21 protein-coding genes and 4 pseudogenes are annotated in these 19,768 nt (G+C 59.0%); 7 read left to right on the plus strand and 18 right to left on the minus strand.

Annotated elements, in window-relative coordinates; all coding sequences use genetic code 11:
• Both JNM42_RS00905 and JNM42_RS00910 read right to left on the minus strand, forming a co-directional pair.
• A pseudogene (locus JNM42_RS00905) lies at window positions 1-508 on the minus strand (quinone-dependent dihydroorotate dehydrogenase); the annotation flags it as partial.
• 22 nt (window positions 509-530) lie between these two features.
• Complete coding sequence (locus tag JNM42_RS00910; protein WP_294264744.1) at window positions 531-722, minus strand: hypothetical protein; 192 nt, start codon at window positions 720-722, stop codon at window positions 531-533.
• 30 nt (window positions 723-752) lie between these two features.
• Between JNM42_RS00910 and JNM42_RS00915 the strand changes: the two genes are divergently transcribed.
• The 4 genes and pseudogenes from JNM42_RS00915 to JNM42_RS00930 all read left to right on the plus strand — a co-directional run.
• Window positions 753-959: a hypothetical protein gene (locus tag JNM42_RS00915; protein WP_294264747.1), complete on the plus strand. Its 207-nt coding sequence runs from the start codon at window positions 753-755 to the stop codon at window positions 957-959.
• A gap of 66 nt (window positions 960-1,025) precedes the next feature.
• Window positions 1,026-1,511 (plus strand): septal ring lytic transglycosylase RlpA family protein, encoded by a 486-nt coding sequence (locus tag JNM42_RS00920; protein ID WP_294264750.1) that lies wholly within the window; start codon window positions 1,026-1,028, stop codon window positions 1,509-1,511.
• 61 nt (window positions 1,512-1,572) lie between these two features.
• Window positions 1,573-1,803, plus strand: coding sequence for a type II toxin-antitoxin system prevent-host-death family antitoxin (locus JNM42_RS00925; RefSeq protein ID WP_294264753.1), 231 nt, complete (start codon window positions 1,573-1,575; stop codon window positions 1,801-1,803).
• A gap of 53 nt (window positions 1,804-1,856) precedes the next feature.
• Window positions 1,857-2,186: pseudogene (locus JNM42_RS00930) on the plus strand (type II toxin-antitoxin system VapC family toxin); the annotation flags it as partial.
• A gap of 29 nt (window positions 2,187-2,215) precedes the next feature.
• Here the strand turns inward: JNM42_RS00930 and kdpE are convergent.
• The 11 genes and pseudogenes from kdpE to kdpF all read right to left on the minus strand — a co-directional run bounded on the left by kdpE (window position 2,216) and on the right by kdpF (window position 13,394).
• A complete protein-coding gene (gene kdpE, locus JNM42_RS00935; protein WP_294264759.1) occupies window positions 2,216-2,914 on the minus strand; it encodes a two-component system response regulator KdpE in 699 nt (232 codons plus the stop codon).
• Between the two features lie 24 nt (window positions 2,915-2,938).
• The gene (gene kdpD, locus JNM42_RS00940; protein WP_294264762.1) at window positions 2,939-5,659 is read right to left on the minus strand and encodes a two-component system sensor histidine kinase KdpD; all 2,721 of its coding nucleotides are present in this window, start codon (window positions 5,657-5,659) and stop codon (window positions 2,939-2,941) included.
• A 13-nt stretch (window positions 5,660-5,672) separates the two neighbouring features.
• Window positions 5,673-6,638, minus strand: a complete 966-nt coding sequence (gene corA, locus JNM42_RS00945; protein WP_294264765.1) for a magnesium/cobalt transporter CorA — start codon at window positions 6,636-6,638, stop codon at window positions 5,673-5,675.
• A gap of 204 nt (window positions 6,639-6,842) precedes the next feature.
• Entirely contained in the window at window positions 6,843-7,142 is a 300-nt protein-coding gene (locus JNM42_RS00950; RefSeq protein ID WP_294264767.1) for a hypothetical protein, read from the minus strand.
• Between the two features lie 176 nt (window positions 7,143-7,318).
• Window positions 7,319-7,555, minus strand: coding sequence for a PTS sugar transporter subunit IIA (locus JNM42_RS00955; protein WP_366504391.1), 237 nt, complete (start codon window positions 7,553-7,555; stop codon window positions 7,319-7,321).
• A 68-nt stretch (window positions 7,556-7,623) separates the two neighbouring features.
• Window positions 7,624-7,878, minus strand: a pseudogene (locus JNM42_RS00960) (hypothetical protein); the annotation flags it as partial.
• Window positions 7,879-7,898: 20 nt separating this feature from the next.
• The gene (locus JNM42_RS00965) at window positions 7,899-8,804 is read right to left on the minus strand and encodes a TorF family putative porin (protein ID WP_294264769.1); all 906 of its coding nucleotides are present in this window, start codon (window positions 8,802-8,804) and stop codon (window positions 7,899-7,901) included.
• A 20-nt stretch (window positions 8,805-8,824) separates the two neighbouring features.
• Entirely contained in the window at window positions 8,825-9,397 is a 573-nt protein-coding gene (gene kdpC, locus JNM42_RS00970; RefSeq protein WP_294264772.1) for a potassium-transporting ATPase subunit KdpC, read from the minus strand.
• A gap of 34 nt (window positions 9,398-9,431) precedes the next feature.
• Entirely contained in the window at window positions 9,432-11,510 is a 2,079-nt protein-coding gene (kdpB, locus tag JNM42_RS00975) for a potassium-transporting ATPase subunit KdpB (protein WP_294264774.1), read from the minus strand.
• Window positions 11,511-11,526: 16 nt separating this feature from the next.
• The gene (gene kdpA, locus JNM42_RS00980) at window positions 11,527-13,305 is read right to left on the minus strand and encodes a potassium-transporting ATPase subunit KdpA (RefSeq protein WP_294264777.1); all 1,779 of its coding nucleotides are present in this window, start codon (window positions 13,303-13,305) and stop codon (window positions 11,527-11,529) included.
• Complete coding sequence (kdpF, locus tag JNM42_RS00985) at window positions 13,302-13,394, minus strand: K(+)-transporting ATPase subunit F (protein WP_294264780.1); 93 nt, start codon at window positions 13,392-13,394, stop codon at window positions 13,302-13,304. Before kdpF ends, kdpA begins: the two co-directional genes overlap by 4 nt.
• 1,234 nt (window positions 13,395-14,628) lie before the next feature.
• On the opposite strand from kdpF, the gene JNM42_RS00990 reads away from it, so the two are divergent.
• Window positions 14,629-14,895: a hypothetical protein gene (locus JNM42_RS00990; RefSeq protein WP_294264782.1), complete on the plus strand. Its 267-nt coding sequence runs from the start codon at window positions 14,629-14,631 to the stop codon at window positions 14,893-14,895.
• A 68-nt stretch (window positions 14,896-14,963) separates the two neighbouring features.
• On the opposite strand, the gene JNM42_RS00995 is transcribed toward JNM42_RS00990, so the two are convergent.
• The 5 genes from JNM42_RS00995 to JNM42_RS19400 form a co-directional block, all read right to left on the minus strand.
• Entirely contained in the window at window positions 14,964-15,938 is a 975-nt protein-coding gene (locus tag JNM42_RS00995) for a DUF533 domain-containing protein (protein ID WP_294264784.1), read from the minus strand.
• Window positions 15,939-16,068: 130 nt separating this feature from the next.
• A complete protein-coding gene (gene htpX / locus JNM42_RS01000; protein ID WP_294264789.1) occupies window positions 16,069-16,944 on the minus strand; it encodes a protease HtpX in 876 nt (291 codons plus the stop codon).
• A gap of 10 nt (window positions 16,945-16,954) precedes the next feature.
• Window positions 16,955-17,341, minus strand: a complete 387-nt coding sequence (gene raiA / locus JNM42_RS01005) for a ribosome-associated translation inhibitor RaiA (protein WP_294264792.1) — start codon at window positions 17,339-17,341, stop codon at window positions 16,955-16,957.
• Between the two features lie 143 nt (window positions 17,342-17,484).
• Entirely contained in the window at window positions 17,485-17,964 is a 480-nt protein-coding gene (locus tag JNM42_RS19395) for a Tim44-like domain-containing protein (RefSeq protein ID WP_366504389.1), read from the minus strand.
• 4 nt (window positions 17,965-17,968) lie between these two features.
• A complete protein-coding gene (locus JNM42_RS19400; protein WP_366504390.1) occupies window positions 17,969-18,361 on the minus strand; it encodes a hypothetical protein in 393 nt (130 codons plus the stop codon).
• A gap of 317 nt (window positions 18,362-18,678) precedes the next feature.
• Between JNM42_RS19400 and nhaR the strand changes: the two genes are divergently transcribed.
• The gene (gene nhaR, locus JNM42_RS01015) at window positions 18,679-19,590 is read left to right on the plus strand and encodes a transcriptional activator NhaR (RefSeq protein ID WP_294264796.1); all 912 of its coding nucleotides are present in this window, start codon (window positions 18,679-18,681) and stop codon (window positions 19,588-19,590) included.
• A 78-nt stretch (window positions 19,591-19,668) separates the two neighbouring features.
• Window positions 19,669-19,768, plus strand: a pseudogene (locus JNM42_RS01020) (IS1595 family transposase); the annotation flags it as partial.

Genomic DNA, 19,768 nt, shown 5'->3' on the forward strand with positions numbered 1-19,768 from the left:
TTGCCGGGTTATAGACCTGCTCCAGGCAGATCAGGTAATCATCAACCGCCCTCTCGATCGGCGTGTCGAAATTCTTGCCGATGTTGATGCCGAGAATACCGCCGCGTCGGGGGAACTGGGTGCTCGAAATATTGACCAGCAACTGCTCGACCCCCTGGTTGTTGAAGCCCAGGCGATTGATCAGGGCCTGCTTTTCCGGGATGCGGAACATTCGCGGCCTGGGGTTACCCGGTTGCGGGCGCGGCGTGACGGTGCCGATTTCGATAAAGCCAAAGCCGAGTCCGGCCAGCGCATCGACATGTTCGCCGTTCTTGTCCAGACCGGCAGCCAGTCCGACCGGGTTGGGAAAAGTCAGCCCCATCACCGTGACCGGGTTGGGCGGAACTGGCTTGGTCAGCAAACAGGCGATTCCGGAGCGCTTGAGAAATTCGACGCCGTTCATGCCCAGGCCATGGGCGATTTCGGGGTCGATCGAGAAGAAGAACTTGCGGATCAGTGAGTAGAGCATTGATGGATTTTACCTCATAGGATCAGATGACAGCGGCAGCGGCCGGATCTTCATGGAATGTTATTTGCACGCCATCCTGGCGGGTAGCCATCGATCCGGGCAGCGGGGTTCTTTTGACCGGATGCGCGCCGGGCGCCGGGTGGAAAGTCATTGCCGATTGGCTTGTGTGCGCGAGGGCGGGCAGGCTATGCTTGAACTTTCGACGTTTGATCATTGCCATTTTCCAGCGGACGGCCCCCATTCCATGCGCCAGACTTCACGCGTCTTTCCACCAATCGTTGGGATTGCCAGCGTTCCGATCGTCAATCTGCCGCTCGTCGCCCTCAACGTCGGCGATCTGACCAGCCTGGAGCTTGTCTCTGACCCCGAGCTTCCGGCACTCGGGTCGCCAGGGAATCGCCCGGCGCCCCGGCGTCTTCTCAACCCCGCGTTCGAGAAGTTCGAACCGTGAGGCTTCCCGATCAGTGCCGCGTGCACGACATCCCTCGCCGGTGGCCGCCTTGAGGAGCGACCGGTCGTGAGATCTGCTCTGGCGTTGCTCTCTCTGCTGATTTGCGGACTCGCCCTCGCTGAGTCCTTTCCTTCGCTCGGCACCCCCAGCCCTTTGCCGGAGAAGCCACAAATCGTATCAGGCAAAGCCAGCTTCTACAGCAAAGCGTTTCATGGCCGGAAAACCGCTTCCGGCGAGCGCTATGCTCACGATGTCATTTCGGCGGCCAGCAATCGCTTTCCCATGGGCACGCTGGTCGCGGTTCGCCGCGTGACATCTGCCCGTTGCGTGGTGGTCAGGATCAACGACCGGATGGGGCATCGGAGTCGGGTGATCGACCTGTCGCGTGAGGCGGCCGTGCGACTGGGGATGATCGACGCGGGAGTGACCGAAGTGGACGTTGTGTCGCTGCCCAACTACCTGACCGGTCACGAACATGCGTGCTTGCTTGCCTTCCAGCCTCCGGTGCAGTTGCATATTCCGGAGGGGCCGGATCTGACCGACGCGATGTGATGATCTGTCGGTACATTTAATGTCATAGACATAGTCAAGTGACTTAACCAAGGGAATCACGATGCTGATCGTCAATGTTCATGAAGCGAAAACACATTTCTCCAAGTTGCTTGAGCAGGCCCATGCCGGGCAGGAAATCGTCCTGGCCAAGGCCGGCGTTCCCTATGCGCGGCTGATGCCGCTGGCAGTGCCTTCAGGCAAGTGTCAGCCGGGGCGGCTGGCCTGTCGAGTCGATGCGGCTTTCTTTGAACCTTTACCGGATGTCGATCTTGCGGCGTGGGAGGTGAAGTGAAACTGCTGCTCGACACCCATGCCTTGCTTTAGTGGTTTACCGACGCGCCGGAACTTTCCGGGAAGGTGCGCGAAGCGATAGCCGACGAACGCAACCGGATTCTGGTGAGTGCGGCAAGCGCCTGGGAAATGGCAACAAAGCATCGTCAGGGAAAACTCGTGCAGGCCGCAGAAGCATTGTTTCGCTTCAATGAGCTGGTTGCTGCAGACGGGTTTGAGCATCTGCCCGTGAGTTACCTGCACGCCATCAAGGCGGGGAGCTATCCATCCGAACACCGGGATCCTTTTGACTGGAAGCTCGCCGCCCAGAGCGGACTCGAGGCTGCGGCGCTAGTGACTTGCGGCCCGGTGTTCCGTGGTTTTGGCGTAGAGGTCTTGTGGTAGCGCACCGATCCTTAACGTCGATGTTTGACCTACTCTCCAGGAACGAAACGATACCCGATACCAGCCTCCGTAATGAGGTGTCTGGGCATCGACGCCTCGGCCTCGATCTTCTTGCGCAGGTTGGCCATATGCACCCGCACGTAATGGCTGTCTTCGCCATGCCCTGGCCCCCAGACCACTTTCAGCAACTGCCGATGCGTTACAACGCGGTCGGGTTGCGCTGCCAGGTAAGTCAATAAGCGGTACTCGATAGGCGTCAGGTGCAAGGGCTGGCCGTTGCGCTCGACGACGCGACGGGTCAGATCGATGCACACATCGCCAAAGCGGATCAGGGGTTCGCCTGCGCTGCCTTTTTGCGTCTGGCGTCTCAATTGGGCGCGAACGCGAGCCATCAGTTCGCCGGCGCCAAAGGGCTTGACCAGGTAGTCATCGGCACCGGCATCGAGCGCGGCAATCTTGTTGGCTTCGCTGCTGCGAGCCGATAGAACAATGACCGGAGAGGCCGACCAGCCACGCAGGTCGCGGATGAAATCGACTCCGTCGCCATCGGGCAGGCCGAGATCGACGACGACGAGTTCAGGACGCCGCGTTCCGGCTTCGATCAGCCCGCGCTTGATACTGTCGGCCTCGAATACCTCATACCCCTCGCTTTCCAGCGCCATGCGGACAAAGCGCCGAATGTCGGCGTCGTCCTCTACGATCAATACCCTGGCCCTGATTTCACTCATTATCTGCAGCCTATCAGATGCCGATCACTGGTCTATCCCAGCAAACGAGGTGCTACAGTTCGGCATGCTTCCATCATCGATCGGCGGTACGCCTCGCGGTAGCGTCAGGATGAAACTCGCTCCGCCAGTTGCTCGTGTCTCGCCGCGAATCGTCCCGCCATGAGCCTGCATGATGGCGCGACAAATGGTCAGCCCCAAACCAACACCGGGTGCCGCGCTTTCCTTTTTCCCACGTTCGAATTTTTCGAAAATGGCCTCTTCCCGTTTGCTCGGCAAACCTGGCCCGTGGTCATTGACGGTGAGCACCACGCTATCGTTGTCAATGCGGGCGTCGATCTCGATCGGGCTTTGCGCAGGGGTATATTTGCACGCGTTTTCCAGCAGGTTGACCAGTACGCGCTCGATCATCACGGTATCCAGGTGCAGCAAGGGCAGGTCCGGCGCCAGGTTAACCTTGAGCGACCGCCCCTCAAGCAGCGCAGCGCAGGCTCCGAGTGCGCTGCCGACCACCTCCTCGAGCGGTTGCCACTGTCGATTCAGTTGTACGTTGCCTGACTCCAGGCGCGCCATATCCAGGAGATTATTGACCAATGCATTCATCCGCATCGCTGAATTGCGCATCGACTCGATCACTCCCTGCTGCTGACCTGTAGGCGGCGGCTTCGTCAGCAGTAGCGTATCGGCCAGTCCGATCAATGAAGCCAGCGGTGTGCGTAGGTCATGTGAGATGGCCGACAGCACCGAGTTGCGCAGGCGCTCGGACTCGATCTGCACGGTCGTGTTCTGCGCGACTTCAACATAATGCACGCGCTCGATAGCGATGGCGATGAGCGAAGCAAAGGTGTCGAGAAGTCGCCGCTGTTCCGGGATAAGCAGCCGGTCCGCGTTGCGCATTTCAAGGGCCAGAACGCCGCGCGGGCGCATCGGCGCCTTCAGCGGCAAATAAAGGATGGGGCTGGCGGCCAGGGTGTCGGTGCCTTGACCGGCCGCTTCTCCATGATCGAAGGCCCACTGGGCAATGCCCAGATCGACAGCGGGCAAGCCCTTGGCCGAAGGAAGGGCCGGCTGTAGCTTGTCATTGTCATCAATGAGCAGAAAAGCGGCCTTGGCGCCCAGTTCGCTGGCGATGAATCGTTCGCCGATTTCGGCGATCTGCTCGAGCATCAGCGCAGCGGACAGATCGCGGGACATTTCATAAAGCGAACGCACCCGCTGTTCACGACGCGTAGCGACCTTGGCCTGGTATTTGGCGCCGGCGGTGAGCTGGCCGGTGATCAGGCCAACCACCAGCATGACGGCGAAGGTCATCAGGTACTGCACATCGCCAACCGCGAAGGACAGGCGCGGAGGAACAAAGAAGAAATCGAAAATGGCAACCGACAGGAAAGAAGCCAGCACCCCCGGCCCTCGCCCAAAGCGCACGCTGACCAGGACCACGGCGAGCAGAAAGATCATGACGATGTTGGGAAGTTCAAAAATCGGGAACACCGCCGCCGCAACGAGGCCGGCGAGGCCGCATCCGAGAGCCGCCATAGCGTAGTCCGGCCACTGGTTGAAGACACCGTCGACGACGTCCTGTCGATCCGGGCGCGTGTGCTCCCGTTCCCCTTCGGTGCGTGCGACCTGGACCACATCAAGATCGGGAGCGCGCTTGCCGACCCGGTCGGCAAAGGAGCGGAACCAGAAACGCCAGGGGCGGGGGTGATCGCGTCCGACGATGATTTTCGAGAGGTTGTGATCGCGCGCATAGTGAACCGTCACCTCATCGGCGTCGGTGCCGGACAAGGTCGCGGTCACGGCACCCAGATCCTCGGCCAGCTTGAGGTTGCGCAGGATACGATGGCGTTTGGCTTCCGGCAGGCGTTGCAGCGCCGGTGTTTCGATGTAGATGGCGTGCCACGGTACTTCCAGTTGGCTGGCCAGGCGGGCGGCGGTGCGCACGATTTTTTCTACGCCTTCACCGGGGCCGATGCAGGCGAGCAGGGAATCCCGCGTCCGCCAGACCGGGGCGACGAACTGGTCGCGCCGGTATTGCAGCATATCGTCGTCAACCCGGTCGGCTGTCCGTCGCAAAGCCAGTTCGCGCAGGGCGATCAGGTTGCCCTTGCGGAAGAAGTTGTGGATAGCCCGTTCCGCCTGCTTGGGCAGATAGACCTTGCCTTCCTTCAGGCGCTGCAAGAGCTCGTCGGGCGGCAGGTCCACCAGCACCACTTCATCGGCGGTATCGAAAACCTTGTCCGGCACCGTCTCCCAGACGCGGATGCCGGTAATGCCGCTGATCACGTCGTTAAGGGTTTCCAGGTGCTGGACATTGACCGTCGAGTAGACGTCAATGCCGGCGGCCAACAATTCATCGACGTCCTGCCAGCGTTTCGGGTGGCGCGAACCGGCCACGTTGGAATGAGCCAGTTCGTCCATCAGGATGAGAGCCGGCTTGCGTGCCAATGCACCGTCCAGATCGAATTCCTTGAGGCGGTTCTCGCGATACGGAATTTCCTTCAGCGGCAGCCGCTCCATGCCGTCGGCCATGACTTCGGTTTCCATGCGGCCGTGCGTTTCCACCACGCCGACGACCATGTCCACGCCTTGCAGGAGCTGCTGCCGGGCGGCACCGAGCATGGCGTAGGTTTTGCCGACACCGGCCGTGGCGCCGAAGAAAATCTTCAGCTTGCCGCGCCTGGCCCGGGCCGCTTCGGCATGCAGACGATCAAGCAAGCGGTCGGGATCGGGGCGTTGAATTGACATGTATTAAATATCCTTAAAGCCAGCCGGCGCGTTTGAAACGAAGGTAAAGAGAGACACAGACCACACTGATGAACACCAGCGCCATGGGGTAACCGTACTCCCATTCCAGTTCGGGCATGGCCTTGAAATTCATCCCCCAGATACCGGCAAAGGCGGTGGCGATGGCGAAGATGCCGGCCCAGGCAGCCAGCCGCTTGTTCACTTCGCTTTCTTCGATGGTCACCATCGATAGATTGACCTGGATCGCGGTGCCGATGGTGTCGCGGAGCGTATCGAGCGAGGCGTTGATGCGCGCCAAGTGGTCATGGACGTCGCGGAAGTATTCCCGGCTGTTGGCGCATACCGCAGGCCCGCGACCGCCGAAAAGCCTGCTGGTGGCCTCCATCAGGGGGGCAACGGCATGCTTGAGGAGCGTGATCTTGTGTTTCAAATCATAGAGTTGCTCGATGTTGGTGCGCGCGGAACTTTTGGCAAAAATCTGTTCCTCGATCTCTTCCAGTTCCGACTCGAGCCGGTCCATGATCGGGAAATAGCGGTCAACTACTGCATCCATCAGGGCATAGAGGACGAAACCCGAGCCCTGCCGTAGCAATTGCGGTTCCCGCTCGCAGCGTTCGCGCACCCCGAGAAAATGTTGCAGGCTGTGATTCCTGACCGACAGAACGTAGTTGCGGCCGACGAAAACATTCACTTCGCCGACATTGAACTCACCCTTGGTCAGTTCCAGCAGGTGCATGACGACGAACAGCGAATCGCCGTACTCCTCGATCTTGGGCCGCTGGTGGCCATGGCGGGCATCCTCCACAGCCAGTTCGTGCAGATCGAACTCTTCGCGCATCTGATCGAGTTCAAGTGGCGTCGCGTCGCGCAGGGCCACCCAGACGAAGCAATCCGTCTTTCGCAGGTAATCGCCGATATCCTCTACCGGCAAGTCCGTCAGACGGGTCCCGTTCTCGTAGGCAACGCAGTTGATCAGCACGCTTCATCCCCTCATTTTCGACAGCCTCTATCGTGCGCGTTTTGAGCCATTACAGCGAGTATTCTGGTGCGTACCAGTCCGGGGAAAACCGTCTTGCAGTGCGGGGAACAGGTCAATTGTCGGCCATAGGCCAGGCGATCCCGTATGGCATTAACCTCATGCCGGGTGCCACAAACCGGGCAGGTATGAAGAATCATGACGGGTTCAGGCCGTATGACCGGCAAAATGAGCCAAAGCCAGCGCCTGGTTGGCGACGGCGGATGCAACGATGAATGTTTCCCGTCCGGGGACGTTGCCCAGGGCCAGGGCCAGACTCACTGCGGCGACACCTGCAACGGCCAGTCGCACGGGATTTCCATAACCGGCAAGAAAAATCTTGATCGCTTCCAGGCCAATTCCTGTCGCCGGGAATCTGATCATCACAGCGCTCTTGCCGTGTTCGAGTGCGGCAATTTCATACATGTCATTTCTCGAAGCAATGCCTATGCATAGTTCGTTGTTCATTTTTTCCTTTTCGTCCGTTTAAAAAAAATAGCCTGGCCAGTGTGAAATTCAACACATCCAAATTTGCTGTTTGAATTTGCCAGATACTTTGCGAATGGTAGGCAAAGCAATATCAAGATTTTGCATAATTGTCGGTGAGGCTTGTAAAAAGATCGTAAAGACGGTCCGCTGCAGAATCAGCAGGCGAGCATCCAGGTTGCGAACAGTTGCTTGACTTCCTGTGCGTGCTTGCACTGGTGCAAACGCTCGCGAAACCGGCCATCGGAAAACATTTGCGTTGCTTCGGCCAGAATCTGGAGATGCTCTTCAGTCGCCTGCTTGGGCACCAGAAGGACAAGAATGTCGGATACCGGCTTGCCGTCCGGAGCGTCGAAAGGAATCGGCGATTTGAGGCCAACGTAGGAAACCTGTATCCGCTAAGATTCTTGACGCGGGCATGGGGTATGGCGACTCCACGACCCAGGCCGGTCGATCCCAGTTGTTCGCGGCGAAAAAGGCTGACGGCCACCCATGCTTTTCGCATGTCATGCTCGCGCTCCATGTGCCGGCCAATCTCTTCGAAGAGCTGGACTTTGCTTGCTACATCCAGATCGAGAAGTATGTCTTTGGGCCTCAGGAGATTAGCCAGGCTATTCAATCTGGGCTCCTCCGCCAGGCGACGATTTCGCCATGAATCGATCACAGAACGTAGTAGGAAGGACCACTTCCCATTGTTCACCCGATGACACTCAGGCATGGCCTTGCTCCTTCGCCCAATCAGAACGACTTGCTGACCGAGATGACGGCAATACCGCGACCGGCATCCTTGGTGCTGGTACCAGGGTAGGCAAGAGGATTACCACGGCCAGAGTCAGAGTTCGAACTAAAGAAACAGTACGGCTGGTAGTTGGTGACGGGGACAGCAAAGTTTTTACTGCAACTGCCATCGGCATTGGTGTCAATATAGGATGCGGCAATAACCCAGCCCGAAATATCCTTGGTCACGCCAAGCTTCCAGTCGGTGTAATCCCCGTTATGAACGTTCTGCAGGTTGAGGGTCCCGACATGCGCATTGACTCCCCAACCATCGCCCAGATCGTAGTTGGCGGAGAGATCGAGATAACTCGAACCCTTGGTATTCCTGCCGGTAGAGACACCCGCCGCATTTACGCCGCGCAACGAGAAATAATCATCCAGGCCGTAGAAGTACTTGAGCGAGAGGAACTTCCAAGAACCGCCGATACATAGTTCAGCGTTGTAAACGGCTCCGCTGTTGGCGCCCAAGCCAAGATTCCTGGCCTCGGAACCGGGGTAGTAATAGTAAATGCCGCCAACGTCCAGACCGAAATCGCCAAAGGCGTGCTTGTAACCGCCGTAGAAGTCCATTTCGAGGTTGCCGTCAGGGAAACCGGCACCCGAACTGACGTTCGAATTCCGGTTACCAATGTAAAAGCCGCTCGAATGGGAGTAATCAACGCCGCCCTGAAATGCGGGCTTGCCGAAGGTCTGGTCGATACCACGGAAACGGTAGCTGGAGAACAGGCCGGCGTTGCCGGTCAGCGTATGCGGGCTGGCCTCAGCCGCAGCGGGGGTGCCGTCAGCCTGAGCCGGGTCAGGGGTCTGGGCCATCGCCGGAGCAATAAATGTAGCCGCCAGAAGGGCGGCGAGCAGGGTTTGTTTCATCAGTGTCTTTCTGTAATTTGTTAATGAAGCGAATCAAGCTCGATATTTAGTTCGAGGACGTTCACCCGGGGCTCGCCGAAGACAGACCACTGGCGACCTTCTGTGTATTTGTCTACAAGGGCTTTGACCGCGGAGGGATCGAGCCGGCGAGCCTTGGCGACACGCTCGATCTGGTAGTTGGCGGCGGCCGGGCTGATGTGAGGATCGAGGCCGCTGGCCGAAGCGTTAACCAGATCGGCCGGAATCGGACGGGTGTTGTCGGGATCGGCCGCCTTGAGGGCATCGATCCGTCCCTTGACCGCATCGCTCAGCGCCGGATTGAGCGGACCCTGGTTGGAGCCGCTGGAAGCGGAGGCATTGTAGGGCTGCGGCGAGGTGGCCGACGGACGGCCCCAGAAATACCTGGGATCGGTGAAGTTCTGCCCGATCAATCGCGAACCCACTGCCTGGCCATTGCTGACGATCAGGCTGCCATCCGCCGCCTCGGGAAAAACGAGTTTGGCGATGCCGGTGACGACCAGCGGATAGACCAGGCCGGTGACGGCGGTGAGCAACACGAAAAGGCTGAGTGCGGGGCGTAACAAGGTTTTCATTAGTGTGCTCCTTTATTGACTTTCAAACGTCCTGTCAGGCCAGGCCGGTGGCGGCAATCAGCAGGTCGATCGCCTTGATGCCGATGAAGGGGACGATGACGCCGCCGAGGCCATAAATCGCCAGGTTCTGCCGCAACAGGGTGGCCGCTCCCAGCGGGCGATACTTGACGCCCTTGAGCGCCAGCGGGATAAGAAAGACGATGATCAGGGCGTTGAAGATCACCGCCGAGAGGATCGCCGACGCCGGGCTGGCCAGCCCCATGACGTTGAGCGCGGCAAGCTGCGGGTAAGTGGTGACGAAGGCCGCCGGAATGATGGCAAAGTACTTGGCGATGTCGTTGGCGATACTGAAGGTGGTCAGCGAGCCGCGGGTCATCAGCATCTGCTTGCCGGTTTCAACGACCTCGATAAGCTTGGTCGGGTTGGAATCCAGATCGACCATGTTGCCGGCTTCCTTGGCCGCCTGGGTGCCGCTGTTCATGGCCACCGCCACATCGGCCTGAGCCAGCGCCGGGGCGTCGTTGGTGCCGTCGCCGGTCATCGCCACCAGTCGACCCTCGGCCTGATACTGGCGAATGAGGGCCAGCTTGGCTTCGGGCGTCGCCTCCGCCAGGAAGTCGTCGACGCCGGCCTCGGCCGCGATAGCTGCTGCCGTTATCCTGTTGTCGCCGGTCACCATGATCGTCTTGATGCCCATCTTGCGCAGCTCGGCAAAGCGCTCCTTGATGCCGCCCTTGACGATATCCTTGAGCTCAATGACACCAAGGACCCGCGCTTTCCCCTTGCTTGATTCAGCCACCACCAGCGGCGTGCTGCCGCGGCGGGAGACTTCATCGACCCGCTCCGTCACCGACCTGGGAAAGCTGCCGCCGAGGGCTTCGACGTGCTTCTTGATGGCTTCGGCGGCTCCCTTGCGGATTTGGCGCTCGGCCATATCGACGCCGCTCATGCGGGTGTTGGCAGAAAAATGCACGAAGTGGGCATCGAGAGCGTGAATGTCCCGCTCGCGCAACTGGAAGCGTTGTTTGGCCAGGACGACGATACTGCGGCCTTCGGGTGTTTCGTCGGCGAGCGAGGCGAGCTGGGCGACATCGGCCAGTTCGGCTTCGCCGATGCCGTCGGCGGGCAGAAAGCTTGACGCCTGACGGTTGCCGAGGGTGATGGTGCCTGTCTTGTCGAGCAGCAACACATCGACGTCGCCGGCCGCTTCGACCGCGCGACCGGAGGTGGCGATGACGTTGGCCTGCATCATGCGGCTCATGCCGGCGACGCCGATGGCCGACAGCAAGCCGGCAATCGTCGTCGGAATGAGGCAGACGAGGAGGGCGATCAGTACCGTAATGGTGACGGGAGTTCCGGACTGGGCGACGTTGACGCCAAACATCGAGAAGGGCAGCAGCGTTACCGTTACCACCAGGAAAACAATGGTCAGCGCCACCAGCAGGATGGTCAGGGCGATTTCGTTGGGAGTCTTCTGGCGCTTGGCGTTTTCGACCATGGCGATCATGCGGTCGACGAAGGTTTCGCCGGGGTTCACGCTGACGCGAACCACGATCCAGTCGGACAGAACCCGCGTGCCGCCGGTAACGGCCGAGAAATCGCCACCGGATTCGCGGATGACCGGGGCCGATTCGCCGGTGATGGCCGATTCATCGACCGAGGCCACGCCTTCGATGACGTCGCCATCGGCTGGAATCATCTCGTTCGCCTGAACCAGGATCACGTCGCCTTTGCGCAGATCGTTGGCCTGGAACATTCGCCATTCGGCGCCGAAATGGGGCTCCAGCAGTTTCTTGGCCCAGGCTTCCTGCTTGAGGCCACGCAGGGAGGCGGCCTGTGCTTTGCTGCGCCCTTCGGCCAGCGCTTCGGCAAAATTGGCGAAGAGGACGGTGAACCACAGCCACAGGGCAACCGCGAGAATGAATCCGGCAGGGGCTTCGCCCTGACCGCCCAGGGCCTGAACCCAGAGAATGGTCGTCAGGATGCTGCCGACATAGACGACGAACATCACCGGATTGCGCCATTGCAGGGTCGGGCTCAGTTTCCTGAAGGCGTCGGCGATGGCCGGAAAGGCCAGCTCCGGGTCAAACAGGGTAAATGTCTTGCGAGTCATATTTATCTCCAGAGGCTCAGTGAGCAGCGAATAGCAGCAAGTGCTCGATGACCGGACCCAGAGCCAGAGCCGGAACATAGTTCAAGAGACCGACCAGCAGCACGACGCCGATCAGCAGGGTGACGAACAGCGGGCCGTGCGTGGGCAGGGTGCCGGCGCCGACGGCGATGCGCTTCTTGGCGGCGAGCGATCCGGCCATGGCCAGCACCGGGACGATGACGCCGAAGCGACCGAACCATACCGCGATCCCGAGCATGATGTTGTAGAAAGGCGTGTTGGCGGAGAGACCGGCGAAGGCGCTCCCATTGTTGTTGGCGGCCGAGGTGAAGGCGTAAAGGATTTCCGAAAAGCCATGCGGGCCGGGATTGAGGATACCCGCACGTCCTGCCTCGGTCATCACGGCTATCGCGGTGCCCAGCAGCACCAGCAGCGGTGTGACCAGGATGGCGATGGAGGTCATCTTCATCTCGTAGGTTTCGATCTTCTTACCCAGATACTCCGGCGTGCGCCCAATCATCAGGCCGGAAATGAAGACCGCCATGATGGCAAAAACCAGCATGCCGTAGAGGCCGGTTCCGGTACCGCCGAAGACGACTTCGCCGAGTTGCATCAGAACCAGCGGTATCATGCCCCCGAGCGGGGTAAAGGAGTCGTGCATGGCATTGACCGCGCCGCACGATGCCGCTGTGGTGATGGCGGCGAACAAGCCGGATTCGGCAATGCCGAAGCGGGTTTCCTTGCCTTCCATGTTGCCGGCGCTCGGATCGACGCCCAGTTGCGTCAGCAGCGGATTGGCCTGCTGCTCGAAATGCATGGCAGCGGCGGCCAGAACCACGAACATCAGGGTCATGGCGGCAAGCACCGCCCAACCCTGACGGGTATCGCCGACCATGCGCCCGAAGGTGAAGCACAGCGCAGCCGGGATCAGGAAGATCGACAGCATTTGGATGAAGTTGGAGAGCGGCGTTGGGTTTTCGTAAGGATGCGCCGAGTTGGCGTTGAAGAAACCGCCACCGTTGGTGCCGAGCATCTTGATCGCTTCCTGCGAGGCGACCGGCCCCATGGGAAGCGTCTGCGTCTGCGTTTCGGCGGATTCGGTGACGGCATTGCCCTTCTCGTCCTTCAGCGGCTGACCGTCGGGTCCGTTCTTCGGGTTATCGTACTTCTTCACTTCCAGCGTCGTCACGTCCTTGTAGGCGTCGAAGTTCTGGATGACGCCCTGGCCGGTCAGGAAGACGGCGTAAATGATCGAGATGGGCAGCAGGACGTAAAGCGTTATACGGGTCAGATCGACCCAGGCGTTGCCGACGGTTTTAGCCGAATGGCGCGCAAAGCCGCGAATGAGTGCGATGACGACGACGATGCCGGTGGCCGCAGAAAAGAAGTTCTGCACCGCCAGCCCCAGCATCTGCGTCAGGTAACTCATCGTCGACTCGCCGCTATAACCCTGCCAGTTGGTATTGGTGGCGAAACTCAGCGCCGTGTTGAAGGCCGAGTCCGGGCTGACGTTGGTAAAGGCTTGCGGATTGAGCGGCAGCCACACTTGCAGGCGTTGCAGGGCATAAACGGCAAGAACGCCGAGCACGTTGAAGAGCAGGATGGCGTAGGCATAGTCCAGCCAGCCCATTTCCTCGTCGTGCCGGACTCCGCACAGGCGATAAAGAGGACGTTCGATCTTGCCACCCAGGCTGAAGTGTCCTTCCATCACATAGGCGATATAGCTACCCAGGGGCTTGACGGTCAGCAACAGGACGCTCAGAAAAAGTCCGAGAAGAATCCAGGCATGCGTGCTCATGAAAAGTCCTCCGGATTGAGCAGTGCGGCGACCAGATAAACCAGCAGGCCGGCGGCAACGAGGCCGCTGAGAATGTAAAGCCAGGTCATTTGGCACCCCCCAGCCGGGCACAACCGATGGCGAGGCCGATCATCAGGGCGAAGAACAGCCCGATAGCGGCGAGATAGACGAGATCCATGAACACACTCCGTACAGTAATGGCGACAGGCTCATGCTAGAAAAGCGCGTATCAAGACGGTGAACAGATTGCGATGCTGCGCATCAAGAAAGCATAAAGATACAGATCTTCATGCTTGAGGCAGGTCGTGGTTGCGCGGCCAACATTGGCCTGCACGGCATGGCTCGGCCAGAGTGTTAGCCACACAGTTGAAAATGACCCAGGTCATCGACTAAGTTTTGACCCTTGAATCATGAAGTCCGGTAATGGTAGCAAGTGACTCTGAAGATCCGTTCAGCCTTTGGAGCCCTGAAGGTTCGCCATGCGAGGTACTGCCGACGGTGGGTTCGGTGAGATGAATGAGTGCATAATCGGCCTAAGCCGCCCTATCCGGAGGATCGTCAGAATCCTTGCTACACATGGCTTTGCTGATATCCGATGCCATCGAAGGCTTTCCATAATTTCAGGCTGTGCCCGAGTTGCAGTTTGTCGCATCGGTGACGGTCAAGATCTGCCTGACGAGCGTCAATAAGCTTCCTCGGCCCGCATTTACGCTGATTGTAGGTCGAGGATCTTTCCGACGTGGCTTCCAAGCGGCCTGTAATGTCCACCTTGCGGTTCGCCGGCTCCATTCAGCAGGCGTTGATTATGGAAAGTACGATGCGAGCGCGTTTCCTTCCCACTCTGCCATTGCGGACTGTTTCGCTATGCTCCTATCCATAATCGGGTAATTTGCATATTCGGCCATTGTGGTCATTCGGCTAGCTGGGCAGCTTGAGCAGCAATGCATGTGTAATCGGCCAATTGGCAACGAGTCCCATGAGATTCGGGGCGGTCACGAAAACCCTCGTGTGTTGCTTTGGTTCGAAATGAATTCAGGAGTCTGACATGCTCGCCAAAGTTCTGCTGCTCATGTTGCTTGCATTTTCATCCGGATTTGCCTTGGCTCAGGGGGGGGCTACGAATCGAAGGGCAAGGACGGGCCGGTATTTTCCGACCAGCCATCATCGGGCGCGAAGCCGCTTGACCTGCCTCCGCTGAACGTTATCGAACAGCCGTCGCCACAGTTTCAGGTGCCTGACGCCGCTCCTGCCCCCTATAGCCAGCTCACGATCGTTTCACCGGCGGATGGTAGTACGATCCACACGAACACCGGCGCTTTCGACATGCAGTTGCAAGTTAGCCCGGGGTTGCGGGTCAGTCGTGGCGACACCCTGCGCGTTAAACTCGATGGAAATCCGCTTACGCAAGGATACACCGACCTGGCGATCCGCATTACGGAGGCCGATTGGGCAAGTGCGGCCACCACTGATAATGATCAACACAGCTTGCAGGCTGCGATCATTAGCAACAAGTACGGCAGCGTACTGATCGAGTCCGCACCGGTCCGTTTCTTCGCCCAACGTGCTGCGGTCGGGGAACATGCGCGCTAGGATCGAAAGAAAGCTGCCTTGATCTCACAACGGCTGGAATTTTAGGGTGCAGGCTGAGGCGCTTGTGGTCAGTTGCCGCGAACCATGGCCATGACACGGCCCATGTCGATTGATTCGGCCTGCTGCCGGATCTGCGGAAGGTACTGCGTCTGCATCTGTTTGGCCGGCCCCAGCAGGTTCTGGAACGTTTCGCGCAGCAGGCTCGTGCTCATCACCCGCCCGCCGGCATAGTAACGCTTGGCGAGTTGCCCCAGCGCGTAGGTGGTGGCAAAGGAGAACGCCATGCCGGTGGCGGCGCTGCCGACCTTGCCGAAGGTTTTGCCCGCCATTTTGCCAAGCAGGCCACCGAGGAGTTTACGCCCGAACTGTTCGACATACTGGGAGGTGAGGCCCACCCCGGCAGCGGCGATGAATTCCTTGATGTGGCCCTGGTCAAGCTCGACCCCGTGTGTTTTGCCGATGCTATACACCATTTTGATCTGCAAGGGGATGATGGCCATTGACGCCCAGGACTGCGGCAGTAGTTCCAGGGCGCCGTTGAACCGGGCGTAGTTGAGGATCGATTTGTCCAGCTCGGCTTCGGGCACGCTGGGTACCGACGCTACCAGCGGGCCCGGGGCGACCGGGGGACGAGCAATTGCTGCCGGGGGGGCGGCCGCTTCGCTCAGATCGACAATGGTGTCGGCCTCGCCGTCGAAGGCGTCGGCCTGCTCGCGATCAAGCTGCAAAAGTTTTTTCAGACTGGCCAGAAAGTGCCGCTCGGGCTCGTTCTGTCGACCATCGGCATCGCACACGCCAACCGCCATTTCATAGGCCAGCTGGCGCTGGCCGGAATCGGTGAGGGCGGCAGTGACGGCTTCCAGTGTCATACGCTTGAGCAGCACGTCCTGATAGAGGCGGCTGAGGTCCGGAGTCGCCGACTCTTCGGCCAGCGATTCGGCAATACGACGAATTTGTTCGCGTTCACGGTCTTCCTTGTTGCCGTCGGCGAAGGCGGCAAACAAGGCGATGGTGAGAATGGATTTTTGTTCTTCAAGTGTCATGATCAGGATCCAGAAACCAGGTATTTGCGTGACGAGTCAAGGTAACCCTGGCGCCCTCGCGTAATGAAGTAGGATCGATCACGCCTGGGCGTAAAAGTGTTCTGTTCGTTCAGTACATTCAGCATCCTTACTACTGGGCCGCCTTGAGCGCCGCGATACGCTCTTCCAGGGGTGGATGGGTCATGAACAGCCGTTTGATGCCGCTGCCGCCGCCGCCGGCAATGCCGAAGGCGGCCATGTTGTCGGGCAGCGGCTGCGGATGCAGGGTATTCAGCCGTTGCAGTGCGGCGATCATGTTCTCGCGTCCGGCCAGACTGGCACCCCCCTGGTCGGCGCGAAATTCGCGTTGTCGCGAAAACCACATGACGATGATTGAGGCAAGGATTCCAAGAACCAGTTGGGCAATGATCGAAGTGATAAAGAAGGCCGGACCATGGCCGCGCTCGGTCTTGAAAACAACCCTGTCCACCAGATGGCCGATGACCCTGGAGAAGAACAGGACAAAGGTGTTCACAACGCCCTGGATCAGCGCCAGTGTCACCATGTCGCCATTGGCGGCATGGGCCACTTCATGCCCGAGCACGGCCTCGGCCTCCTTGCGCGTCATCTGCTGCAACAGACCGCTGGAGACGGCAATCAGCGAACTGTTCCGGCTCATGCCGGTGGCGAAGGCGTTGACCTCGGAGGCCTCGTAGATCCCGACCTCGGGCATTTTGATGCCGGCTTCAGCAGAGTATTTGCGGATGGTTTCAAGCAGCCAGAATTCGGTCGAGCTGGATGGTGTTTCGATGACCTGCACACCCATCGATTTCTTGACCATCCACTTGGAAATGACGAGCGAAATGAGTGATCCACCAAAGCCCATCACCGCAGAAAAAAATAGCAGCGAAGTGAGGTTCAACCCATTCGCGTTGAGAAAGGGCTCCACGCCGAGCAGGTTCATGGTGAGCGAAAGCACCAGCAGGATGGCGATGTTGGTACCGAGAAAGAGCAGGATGCGTTTCATGTCGATTCCGTCAGTGGGTTGCTGGTGTCAGGCTGGCATCCTGTGCCAACTCGACCCCGGCCGGTTCTTTACTCTTGAAGCGCTCGTGGTGATGCTCGCGCAAGCGCTCTAGACGACGCGCTACCGCGCGCTCGGTGCGGTCAGCTGCACGATCGATGGCTACATAGAGGTCTGACTCGCCATCTTCAATCACGACATCGCTTGTGCCGGAGAGTGTGATCTTGATGCGGCAGCGCTTGTCGTTGCCACCGCGCGGCCCGTTAATGTCGGAAAGGCGGACAGCAATCGCGCGTACATCGTCGTTGGCCCAGCTCAGGGCAAACTGCAAGCGTCGTTCGGTATGTTCGCGCAAGTGTTCGGTCAGATCGAGTCCTCTCGCCTGAATATCGATACGCATGAAAATACTCCTATTGGATGAGCGACATGAGCGATTCTACAGCGAAACAAGCCATCGCTCATGTCGGTTACAGTTTAACGAATCATCGAATTCATCGATGTCAGGGTTTTGACTGAAAGGCCGTATCGACCAGCATCACAAACTCAACCGAGTTGCTGGATTCCGGCTATTACCCAACCCTTGCCGCCTTCGCTCGGCTTGCTCAGATTCCAGACCTCGTCAAAAGGCGCGGCAGCAGCGCCGGCCTCCTCGCGAATCATGCCGTTGAAATGCACGCTGGCAATATGGCGATTGTCCTCGGTGCTCACTTCAAGGAGTTCAGCATTCAGGGTCACAATGTCGGTCTGCTGCGCTGCGTTACCGCGCTCGTCGATTTGCATCCTGATTTCGGCAAACAGCTCCGGACTGACAAATTCACGGATGTCGTCCAGGTTCCTGGCGTCATTGGCGGCCTGCAGGCGAATGAAGTTGAGCTTGGCGACACGCAGGAAACCCTCGCTGTCAAAGCCTTCGGGAATACGCCCCGCCGACGCGCCGACGGCATCAGGCGCTACCGAGCCGGGCAACAGGGGTGCAGCGGGTGGCGGGGCCATGGCCGGGCCGCCGGCTCCGGCGTACTGCATCGGCTCATGGATGGCGGGGGGGGGGTGCAGCGGTCTTGCGGCGGAACAGCAATTTGAAGACGAAAAACGCCGCCATCGCCAGCAAGGCGATCATCAGGATGTTGGCCAGTCCTTCGCCCATGCCGAAGTGCGAGAGCAGGGCGGCTATGCCGAGGCCGGCAGCGAGACCGGCAAGCGGTCCCATCCAGTTGCGTTTGGGTGCAGCGGCGGGCGCGGCGGCAGGCGAAGCGGGCGCAGCCGGGGTGGCTTGCTGGGCGGGTGCCGCGGGTTTGGGCGGCACGGCCTGGCGTTGCATGCCGAAAGACTTGCCGCCACCCAGACGTTTGGCTTCGGCGTTGCCCACGCTGAGGCCAAGTGCCATGATTACTGCGAAAGCAGCCAATATCGACTTTTTCATTTGCGTCTCCATCAAAGTTTGAAACAACGACGAAAAAACTCAGTGTTCGCTTGCTGTGCTCAACTTTCACCAGGCCTTGCTGCTTCATCATTAAATTCAGTGGTCATGATGAAGTCGAAGGACAATGGATCCGGCCAGCGAACGATTTCAAGTGAAGCAACAACAGGCGCAATCTTAGGGCGAACAATTACATCCAACAAGTCGATTATATAGATTAAACACATCGATAAAAACGATGTATACTATCTGCACGAAAAGGGCCTGCCGGCGAAACTCCGCTGGCCTGGGCAGGTTTTGCAAGCGAATGACGGGACATCATGGCTACGCTCAACTTCAAGCATTTACGCTATTTCTGGATGGTTGCCAAAACAGGCAGCATTGCCCGTGCTGCCGAGCAACTGCATCTCACGCCGCAGTCCATCAGCGGACAACTGGGCGAATTTGACGAGACACTGGGCGTAGCGCTGTTTCGCCGAGCCGGGCGCAACCTTGAACTGACAGACGCCGGGCGGCGCATTCTCAGCTATGCGGAAGAAATTTTCACCATCGGTGATGAATTGCTCGACGTGCTGCACGAACAGAAGGCGATAAGATCCTTGCCATTCCGTGTGGGGCTCGCTGATTCCGTGTCAAAGTCGGTGGCTTATCGACTTGTTGAGCCTGCGCTCAAGCTGGGTGAGCCGGTGCGGCTGGTTTGCCGCGAAGGGCGTATGACGTCATTGCTCGCTGAACTGTCAATACATCGACTCGACATGATCATTGCCGACCGGCCGATGCCGACCAATTTGAATGTCCGCGGTTACAGCCACCTGCTCGGCGAAAGCGGTCTGTCCGTGTTTGGCACCCGCCACCTGGCGAAGGAACTGTCTGGCCATTTTCCGGCGATGCTGGATGAAGCGCCATTTCTCCTTCCCGGCGAAGATGCCGCTATCCGGCCGAAGCTGATCCACTGGCTGGATGCCAACAACCTGCGGCCACAAATCGTCGGCGAGTTTGACGACAGTGCACTGATGAAGGCCTTCGGACAAGCAGGTGCCGGATTGTTCGTTGCACCGAGTGCCATTGTCGATCATGTCTGCAAGCAATACAAAGTCATCGAAATCGGACGCATCGATACCGTAGTCGAACAGCTTTATGCCATCACCAGCGAACGTCGGCTGTCCCATCCCGCCGTTGTGGCGATCAGCAAGGTGGCCCGGGAGGATGTATTTGTCGTGGACCGGCATTGATTGATTGTGGTGTTTTTCTGTTAGACTGTACGAACATAAGGGGTATCCAATTAGCTCCAGTAGGTTCAAAATAACTGGATGGATGTCCATACTTTAGCGTCAATTCCCGGAAAAGACTACCCGCAGACCTGGAACGAGTTTCTCGATTGGTTTGCCACCGAAGAGGCATGCCTTGCCT

It is taken from the genome of Propionivibrio sp. (genome assembly GCF_016790145.1).
GTDB lineage: Bacteria > Pseudomonadota > Gammaproteobacteria > Burkholderiales > Rhodocyclaceae > Propionivibrio.

Bases quoted from the DNA above. Each gene is read 5' to 3' on its own strand.
- JNM42_RS00910 (WP_294264744.1), bottom strand. From the start codon at position 722: ATGATCAAACGTCGAAAGTTCAAGCATAGCCTGCCCGCCCTCGCGCAC.
- nhaR (WP_294264796.1), top strand. From the start codon at position 18,679: ATGGCTACGCTCAACTTCAAGCATTTACGCTATTTCTGGATGGTTGCC.
- JNM42_RS00965 (WP_294264769.1), bottom strand. From the start codon at position 8,804: ATGAAACAAACCCTGCTCGCCGCCCTTCTGGCGGCTACATTTATTGCT.
- kdpD (WP_294264762.1), bottom strand. From the start codon at position 5,659: ATGTCAATTCAACGCCCCGATCCCGACCGCTTGCTTGATCGTCTGCAT.
- kdpF (WP_294264780.1), bottom strand. From the start codon at position 13,394: ATGACCTGGCTTTACATTCTCAGCGGCCTCGTTGCCGCCGGCCTGCTG.
- kdpB (WP_294264774.1), bottom strand. From the start codon at position 11,510: ATGACTCGCAAGACATTTACCCTGTTTGACCCGGAGCTGGCCTTTCCG.
- htpX (WP_294264789.1), bottom strand. From the start codon at position 16,944: ATGAAACGCATCCTGCTCTTTCTCGGTACCAACATCGCCATCCTGCTG.
- raiA (WP_294264792.1), bottom strand. From the start codon at position 17,341: ATGCGTATCGATATTCAGGCGAGAGGACTCGATCTGACCGAACACTTG.
- JNM42_RS00950 (WP_294264767.1), bottom strand. From the start codon at position 7,142: ATGAACAACGAACTATGCATAGGCATTGCTTCGAGAAATGACATGTAT.
- kdpA (WP_294264777.1), bottom strand. From the start codon at position 13,305: ATGAGCACGCATGCCTGGATTCTTCTCGGACTTTTTCTGAGCGTCCTG.
- JNM42_RS00990 (WP_294264782.1), top strand. From the start codon at position 14,629: ATGCAGTTGCAAGTTAGCCCGGGGTTGCGGGTCAGTCGTGGCGACACC.
- JNM42_RS00995 (WP_294264784.1), bottom strand. From the start codon at position 15,938: ATGACACTTGAAGAACAAAAATCCATTCTCACCATCGCCTTGTTTGCC.
- JNM42_RS19400 (WP_366504390.1), bottom strand. From the start codon at position 18,361: ATGAAAAAGTCGATATTGGCTGCTTTCGCAGTAATCATGGCACTTGGC.
- kdpC (WP_294264772.1), bottom strand. From the start codon at position 9,397: ATGAAAACCTTGTTACGCCCCGCACTCAGCCTTTTCGTGTTGCTCACC.
- JNM42_RS19395 (WP_366504389.1), bottom strand. From the start codon at position 17,964: ATGCAGTACGCCGGAGCCGGCGGCCCGGCCATGGCCCCGCCACCCGCT.
- JNM42_RS00925 (WP_294264753.1), top strand. From the start codon at position 1,573: ATGCTGATCGTCAATGTTCATGAAGCGAAAACACATTTCTCCAAGTTG.
- JNM42_RS00915 (WP_294264747.1), top strand. From the start codon at position 753: ATGCGCCAGACTTCACGCGTCTTTCCACCAATCGTTGGGATTGCCAGC.
- kdpE (WP_294264759.1), bottom strand. From the start codon at position 2,914: ATGAGTGAAATCAGGGCCAGGGTATTGATCGTAGAGGACGACGCCGAC.